We start from the raw sequence: 6,872 nt of genomic DNA, 5'->3' as shown, positions 1-6,872 counted from the left end.
ACTCGCCGGAGTGCTCCAGGGCTGGGCCGGACCAGGTCTGCTCGCGACCTACGAGACGGAACGGCAACCACCGCCCGTTCTCGAGGGTCTAGGCAGCGTGACACGCCATCAGGTCCCGCCGTGGGAGACGGCTGGGCCGACCGTCCCGTCAGGGGGAGTCCATGCGCATCCGCCCGGTCGTCACCGTCCTGTCCCTCGCCTTCGTCCTGGCCCTCCCGGTGTCTCCGGCAGCCGCCCGCGCGGCGAGCGGGGCCGCCCCCAGTGACACGACGTTCTCGCACGTCGTCGTCAACGGCGGCAAGGACATCGTCCTCGGCCTGACCACCAGGAAGACCGTCACCATCACCTGGACGGCGACCGACCCGGACGGCGTCGTCGCGTCCTGGGCCTACCTGTGGCACGGGCCCAACACCGACGACGCCGACGGCATCCTGCCGGCCTACCCGCCGACGGGCACCTGCACGGTGTCGCCCACCGACCCCACCACCTCCACCTGCCGCGTGAGCTTCGGCGTGGACGCGGCCCGGGACCTCGACCGCAACGCGCTGGCCGGGCGCTGGAACGTGCTCGCCGGGGCGCAGGACAGCACCGACGACTGGACGGAGATCGACGCCGCCGCCACCGCGCCGGTCAAGCGGCTGGCCGCCGTGACGGTGAACGCCTCGCCCGAGCCGGTGAAGAAGGGCAGGACCCTCACGGTCACCGGCAGACTGACCCGCGCGAACTGGGAGAGCGGCACCTACACCGGCTACGAGGGCCGGCCGGTCCGGCTCCAGTTCCGCAAGAAGGGCAGTTCCGTCTACACCACCCTGAAGACCGTCACCAGCGGCAGCCACGGAACGCTGAGGACCACCACCAAGGCCAGGACGGACGGTTACTTCCGCTTCCTCTTCCCCGGTACCGCCACCACCGGCCCGGCCACCGCGGCCGGCGATTTCGTCGACGTCAGGTGACGGCACCGCTCCGGACAGTCAATTGACGTAGTGTCAAATAGTGTCAGATAGCGGCCAGTTGCTGGCTCGTTTACGGCAGCGAAAGGGCTCACGCGGTCCTTTTCGGCCGTGTAGCTTCTACGCGTCAGTAGGGCTTGAGCAAGGGTGGTCGCGTGGTTGCCTCTCCGCATGCCGAGAAGTTCGCGGCCTGCCTTCGGATGCTGAAGGACCGCAGTGGCCGGGGTTACGACCGCCTTGGAAAAGAGGCCGGGGTCAGTGGTTCCAGCCTGCATCGGTACTGTTCCGGCCTGAGCGTCCCGACGGACTACCGGGTGGTGCACGCCTTCGCCAAGGTGTGCGGTGCCAGTGCGGAGGAGCTTCGCGAACTCCACCGGCTGTGGGCGCTGGCGGACACCGAACGGGACGCACCGGCCGCGACCGTCAAGGAGAGCCCGGAGCCGGAGCCGGCGGCGGCTCCGGAGACGAAGGCGGAACCGGCACCGGCTCCGGCACCGGGGCCGGCGACGCGACCGACAGCGCGACCAGGACCGGAACCGAAGACGGAAGCCGGTGCCGGTGCCGGTCCCGGTGCGGGATCGGTCGACGACATCACCCCCGGCGGGAGCGGCGGCACCGGCCCGGACGGTGCACACGGCGGTAACGGCGAGCCCCGTACGGCGGGGGCGCCCCGGCGGTCCCGGCTGCCCGAGAGACTGTCGCCGCGGGTCGCGGTGCTGGCGGCGGTCGCCGCGGTGGTGCTGGTGGCCGGGCTGGTCTGGCTGCCCGGCATGAACTCCGACGACGGTTCGCCGTCGGACAGCGGCAAGCTGCTGTACTCCCCGGCGTGCCGGACCGTGAGCATGGGACAGCACGACGAGTGTGTACGCGAGGTCCAGACCCTGTTGGCGCGGGCGAAGGGCAAGCTCGCCGTCGACGGGGACTTCGGTCCTGAGACCCTGCGCCGGCTGACCGCCTTCCAGGTGCTGGCGGGGCTGCCGGCCACCAGCATGGCCGACGAGGCCACCAAGGAGGCGCTCTACGCGCAGAAGGTGACCATGACGACCTGGTCGCCGGCCAGGGTGGCGAAGCGGATCCGCGAGGTGTTCGTCGAGGATCCCGACACCGCCGTGGCCATCGCCCGCTGCACGTCGTTCCTTGATCCGCTGTACGTGCTGCCGAACACCAACGGCAGCCGTAACTGGGGGGTGTTCCAGATCTCCGACGCCCGTCTGCGGGACCTCGGCGGTACTCCGCGGCGGGCCTTCGACCCGGACTGGAACATCAGGGCGGCCCACCGGCTGTGGAGCGTCCGGCACGACTTCCACGACTGGCCCTCCTGCGAGGCGGCGCTGAAGGCGAGCCCGACGGCGACCCCCAAAGCCACCCCGAAGGCCACCGAGAAGGCGACCGAGAAGGCGACCGAGAAGGCGACCGAGAAGGCGACCGAGAAGGCGACCGAGAAGGCGACCGAGAAGGCGACCGCGAAGAGTTGAGCAGTTGAGCCCGGAACCCTCGGATACTTCCCCGTGGTACCCGAGGGTCCCGGAATCCCGGGGTGGTGTCAGCGGTTCGCCAGCCGGTCCAGGTCGGCCTGGGTGCCGTTGAAGACGTCCGCGGTCGCCGGTGCCCGGACACCCGGGAAGAGCGCGGCGTCGGTGTACTGCCACATCGTCCAGGTCGTGGAGCCGCTGGGCAGCGGCGGCTGGGTGATCGACTGCCGGTAGTCGGCGAGTTGCAGCGGATAGCCGGCGAAGGCGGTGGTCGAACCCAGGCAGTCGTCCAGGAAGGACTTCTGGGTGTAGATGACCGGGGTACGGCCGAAGGCCGCCTCCACCCGGTCCAGCCAGGCCTTCGCGTCGTCCACCGTGCCGTAGGTGGGGCAGCGGCCGGTGCCGTCGTCCATGCGTTCCAGGTCGAACACCGGCGGCAGGTCGCCCGCGCGCTGCCCGGTGTAGCCGGTCGCCCGCACCGCGGCGATGAACAGGTCGGCCTGCGCGGCACCCGTGTCGGGCGAGGACCCCGTGTAGAAGTGGTACGGGGCGACGGCCAGCCCCGCCGCCCGCGCCCCCTCCAGGTCGGTCGCGAGGTATTCGTCGGTGACGTTCAGGCCGCGGGTGGCCTTGACCGTAGCGAACTCGACGCCCGAGGCCCGTACCGCGTCCCAGTCGATCGGCGCCCCGTCCGGGTGCTGGTACTTGGCGGTGTCCAGGCCGTCGATCGGGTAGCCGGCGGGACGCGGTGGCGTGCAGTACGTGTCACGGCTCGACCAGTCCACCAGCCTCGCCCAGGTGTTGGGGCCCACGACACCGTCGGTTCCGAGGCCCGCGCAGCTCTGGAACTCGATGACCCGGCCCTGGGTGCCGCCCCCGAAGTCGCCGTCGACCGCCAGCGGCGGGTAGTGGAACGGCTCCATGGCGAGGTTCAGCCGGCACTGCATCTCCTTGACCTCGACGCCCTTCGCGCCCTTCTGGAGGGTCGGCCGGGTGTCGGTGTGGCCGCAGACGGTCGCCTGTGCCGTGGCCGGCGTGCCCTCGGTCGCGCAGGTCCGCGGCTGGGCGGCCCAGGTGTTCAGCGCCGCCCAGGTCCCCGGGCCGATCACCCCGTCCACGACCAGCCCGGCACACGCCTGGAACACCTCGACCCGGGCCCGCGTCGACGGCCCGAAGGAGCCGTCCGCCGCGATCGGCGGGTACCGGCTCGGCTTCGTCGCCAGGCTCAGTTCGCACTGCGCCTCGGCCGTCGGGTCGCCCGTCGACCCCTGGCTCAGGGTGGGCTGGTCGGCGGTGTGCCCGCAGACCGCGACGCCGGTGGCCGCGGACTGGGCCGCCTGCACGGCGGTGGGCCCGTACAAGGGCAGGAAAGCGGCCACGGCGAGGGTCAGGCCCTGCAGCAGCGTTCTCCGTCGCATCCGGTGTTCCCCCTCGGCTGGTCGGCCGGGGCGCCCCCGGCACGCAGCATGCTGGCAGCGACCGTCCCGAAGTCCCCTGCCCGGCGCCCGGATTGGGACGCCGGGACACGGACACACCGGTGACCTGCGAGGACGGGGAGCCTCTGGGATGCGGCTGGGACAGGGGCGACGGAAGGACGGCGGAGGGACGGCGGAGGGGCGGTGCAGGGGCGGGGGAGCGGCGGTTCAGCCGGGGGCGGCAAATGATCCACAAAGGTTTGTTGGGCAAGGCTTGTCCGCCGCGCGGGCAGGCGCCGATGGTGCGCCGCCTAGCATTTCCGAGGCACATCAGAGCAGGTGGGGGGACGGATGGGAACGAGCCGGCGGATGATGCTGGCGGCTTTGGCCGGCGGAGCACTGGCGGGCTGCGGCGCACCGGACCGGGCGACCAGGACGCCCCGGCAGTCCACCACCCCCACCACCCCCGCCACGCCCGCCGCACGAAAGCAGGCCCCTCCGCCCTCCGCCGCCCCTTCCGCCCCCTCCTCGCCCCCGTCCGCCGTCACCCGCGCCGAGATCATCACCGCATACGGTCACGCCGTGCCCCGCACCTGGGGCTTCGACGCGCCCGACGTGCTGCACAGGCTGCCCGCCGGGCACCGGGGGATCGCGCTGACCTTCGACGCCTGCGGTGGCCGCGGTGGCAGCGGCTACGACCGTGCCCTGATCGACTTCCTGCGCAAGCGCGAGATACCGGCGACCCTGTTCCTCAACTCCCGCTGGATAGACGCCAATCCGACCGTCTTCCGCAACCTGGCCGGCGAACCGCTCTTCGAGATCGCCAACCACGGCACCCGCCATCTCCCCCTCTCCGTCACCGGCCGCTCCGCCTACGGCATCCCCGGCACCCGCAGTGCCGCGGAGGTCTACGACGAGATCGCCGGCAACCGGGCGAAGCTCACCCGCCTGCTGGGCACCCCGCCGCGCTTCTTCCGTTCCGGCACCGCGTACTGCGACGACGTCGCGGCCAGGATCGTCACCGCGCTGGGCGAACGGTTCACCGGCTTCTCGGTCAACGGCGACGCGGGCGCCACCTTCAGCCCCGAACAGGTCCGTACGACCGTGGGCTCCGCACCCGCCGGCTCGGTCGTCATCTGCCACATGAACCACCCCGAGGGCGGCACGGCCCAGGGCGTCACCGCCGCCGTCCCCCGCCTGCTGGCAGCGGGCCACACGTTCACCCGCCTCTCGGACGCCGTGCACTGACGTACCGGTGTCCCGGTGTCCCCGAGCCCACGGAGCGCGTGCTGCTCGGCCCCGGCAAGCCGGAACCGCCCCGTCGCGGGCCGGAGTTCGTCCGGTGCGCAGCGGGGCGGTGGGGTACCGGCGGGGTCAGCCGAGGAGCTTGGTGGCCAGGGTGGTGGCGTTGTACGAGCCCCAGCCGGTGGTGAAGTCCCAGCCGGAGGCCGCGGAGTAGGCGCCGTTGCTGCCGCTGGTGATGTCGTGGAAGCCGGTGCCGCTCGCCGTGTACAGGGCGGGGTTGGCGAAGCCGAGGTTGGCCTTGCCCTTCGCCGCGGCCTGCTGGTTGTAGAGGGCCGCGAACGCCGCCCACTCGGGGGCCGCCGCGCTGGTGCCGCCGACCGAGGACCACGAGCCCTGCGAGTAGATGGAGACACCGGGGCTCGGGTTGGCGTGCGCCGAGACGTCCGGGACCTGGCGGTAGCCGCCGCCGGCGCTCTTCTGGACCGCGGTCTGCCAGCTGGGGATCTTGAAGACGGAGGACTTGCCGCCACCGCCGCCGGACCAGGCCACCTCCTTGCTCCAGGCGTTCGCGGAGGTCACGGTCAGCTTGGTGCCGCCGACACCCGTGACGTACGGGTCGCTGGCCGGGTAGTCGACGGAGGTGCCGCCGTTGCCCGCGTCGTCCGAGCCGTCGTCGCCGGAGGCCGCGTAGAAGCCGAGGCCTTCCGCGGCGCCCGCCTTGAAGACCGCGTCCACCGCGTTGATGTTGGAGGTGGTGCGCGCGGACTCGGCGGCGCCCCAGCTGATCGACGTGGTCGGGATGCCGCTGTCGACGATGGCCTGGTACGTGTCTACCTCGCCGGCGTCCGAGTTGGGGCCCTCGAAGACCGTCACGTTCGCCTTCGGGGCGATCGCGTGCAGCACCTCGATGTCCAGCTCGACCTCGACCTGGCCGTCGCCCAGCGAGCCGGAGCCGCCGTCCACCTTGGACACGGTCGGAGTGGGCGAGCCCAGGCTGTAGTTGGTGTCGTACTTGGTGATGTTGGACTGCTGGAAGCCGTCGAACTCGATCAGCGCGATCTTCTGGCCGCTGCCGGTGTACGTGCTGGAGACGTTGTAGCCGCCCTTGAGCTGGGCCGGGGTGTAGCCGCCGCCGGGGCCGTCGTGCGGGGAGACGGTGTGCGGGGTCGCCTGGTGGTGCAGCTGGACCCGGTTGTTGAGGCCCGCCACGTCGCTGACGATCGAGGCCAGCGAGGACGGCAGGGTCGGCGCGCTGTCGTTGGCGTAGAAGGAACGGCCCGACGTGCTGTCCTTCCACGTCGACAGTTCGGTGCCGAAGGCCTTCTGGAGCTGGACGGCGGTGCCGCTGGCGTCGACCAGCAGGTTGCCCGAGTGCACCTTGCCGACGGTCACACCCTGCGAACGCAGGTAGTCCTTGAGCTTCTTCACCTCGGCGTCGGTCCGGCCGAAGCGGGCCGCGAACTGGCCCTTCGTCAGATAGTGGCCGTAGGAGGCGGAGTGCGGGTCGCTGACCTTCGCGATGAAGGTGTCCAGGGCCGTGCCGCCTCTGGGGGCCAGGCTGATCGCCACGGATATGCGCTTGTCCGCGGCGACCTTGCCGGTGCGGGCGGCGTCCTGCTTCAGACCGGGCAGGACGTCCCCGGCGACGGCGGCACGCGCGGTGTGCGGGGCGTCGGCCGCGTAGGCGGCGGGCACGACGGCCGAGACGAGGGCCGGCGCGGCGACCAGGCCGAGCAGTTTCAGGCGAGACTTCACCGAAGTCCTCCGGTGGGGTGGGGGGTTGGGGAGTG

At 71.8% G+C, this 6,872-nt stretch carries 5 protein-coding genes; 3 read left to right on the top strand and 2 right to left on the bottom strand.

Annotation, left to right across the window (positions count from 1 at the left end):
* Positions 1-161: 161 nt before the first annotated feature.
* The gene (locus tag MB828_RS24020) at positions 162-953 is read left to right on the top strand and encodes a hypothetical protein (protein WP_301650035.1); all 792 of its coding nucleotides are present in this window, start codon (positions 162-164) and stop codon (positions 951-953) included.
* Between the two features lie 152 nt (positions 954-1,105).
* On the top strand, positions 1,106-2,425 hold the full coding sequence (locus MB828_RS24015; RefSeq protein WP_301650034.1) for a helix-turn-helix domain-containing protein: 1,320 nt from the start codon (positions 1,106-1,108) through the stop codon (positions 2,423-2,425).
* 68 nt (positions 2,426-2,493) lie between these two features.
* On the opposite strand, the gene MB828_RS24010 is transcribed toward MB828_RS24015, so the two are convergent.
* The gene (locus tag MB828_RS24010; RefSeq protein ID WP_301650033.1) at positions 2,494-3,840 is read right to left on the bottom strand and encodes a GH25 family lysozyme; all 1,347 of its coding nucleotides are present in this window, start codon (positions 3,838-3,840) and stop codon (positions 2,494-2,496) included.
* 348 nt (positions 3,841-4,188) lie between these two features.
* Between MB828_RS24010 and MB828_RS24005 the strand changes: the two genes are divergently transcribed.
* A complete protein-coding gene (locus MB828_RS24005; RefSeq protein WP_301650032.1) occupies positions 4,189-5,085 on the top strand; it encodes a polysaccharide deacetylase family protein in 897 nt (298 codons plus the stop codon).
* Between the two features lie 126 nt (positions 5,086-5,211).
* Here MB828_RS24005 and MB828_RS24000 read toward each other — a convergent pair whose 3' ends face one another.
* Entirely contained in the window at positions 5,212-6,837 is a 1,626-nt protein-coding gene (locus MB828_RS24000; RefSeq protein WP_301650031.1) for a S53 family peptidase, read from the bottom strand.
* Positions 6,838-6,872: the final 35 nt, after the last annotated feature.

It is taken from the genome of Streptomyces arenae (assembly GCF_022343545.1).
In the GTDB taxonomy this organism is placed as follows: domain Bacteria; phylum Actinomycetota; class Actinomycetes; order Streptomycetales; family Streptomycetaceae; genus Streptomyces; species Streptomyces humi.
Note: the sequence above shows the minus strand (reverse complement) of the source record. Positions and strands in the feature narration are given on the sequence as shown.

Bases quoted from the DNA above. Each gene is read 5' to 3' on its own strand.
- MB828_RS24020 (WP_301650035.1), top strand. From the start codon at position 162: ATGCGCATCCGCCCGGTCGTCACCGTCCTGTCCCTCGCCTTCGTCCTG.
- MB828_RS24010 (WP_301650033.1), bottom strand. From the start codon at position 3,840: ATGCGACGGAGAACGCTGCTGCAGGGCCTGACCCTCGCCGTGGCCGCT.
- MB828_RS24005 (WP_301650032.1), top strand. From the start codon at position 4,189: ATGGGAACGAGCCGGCGGATGATGCTGGCGGCTTTGGCCGGCGGAGCA.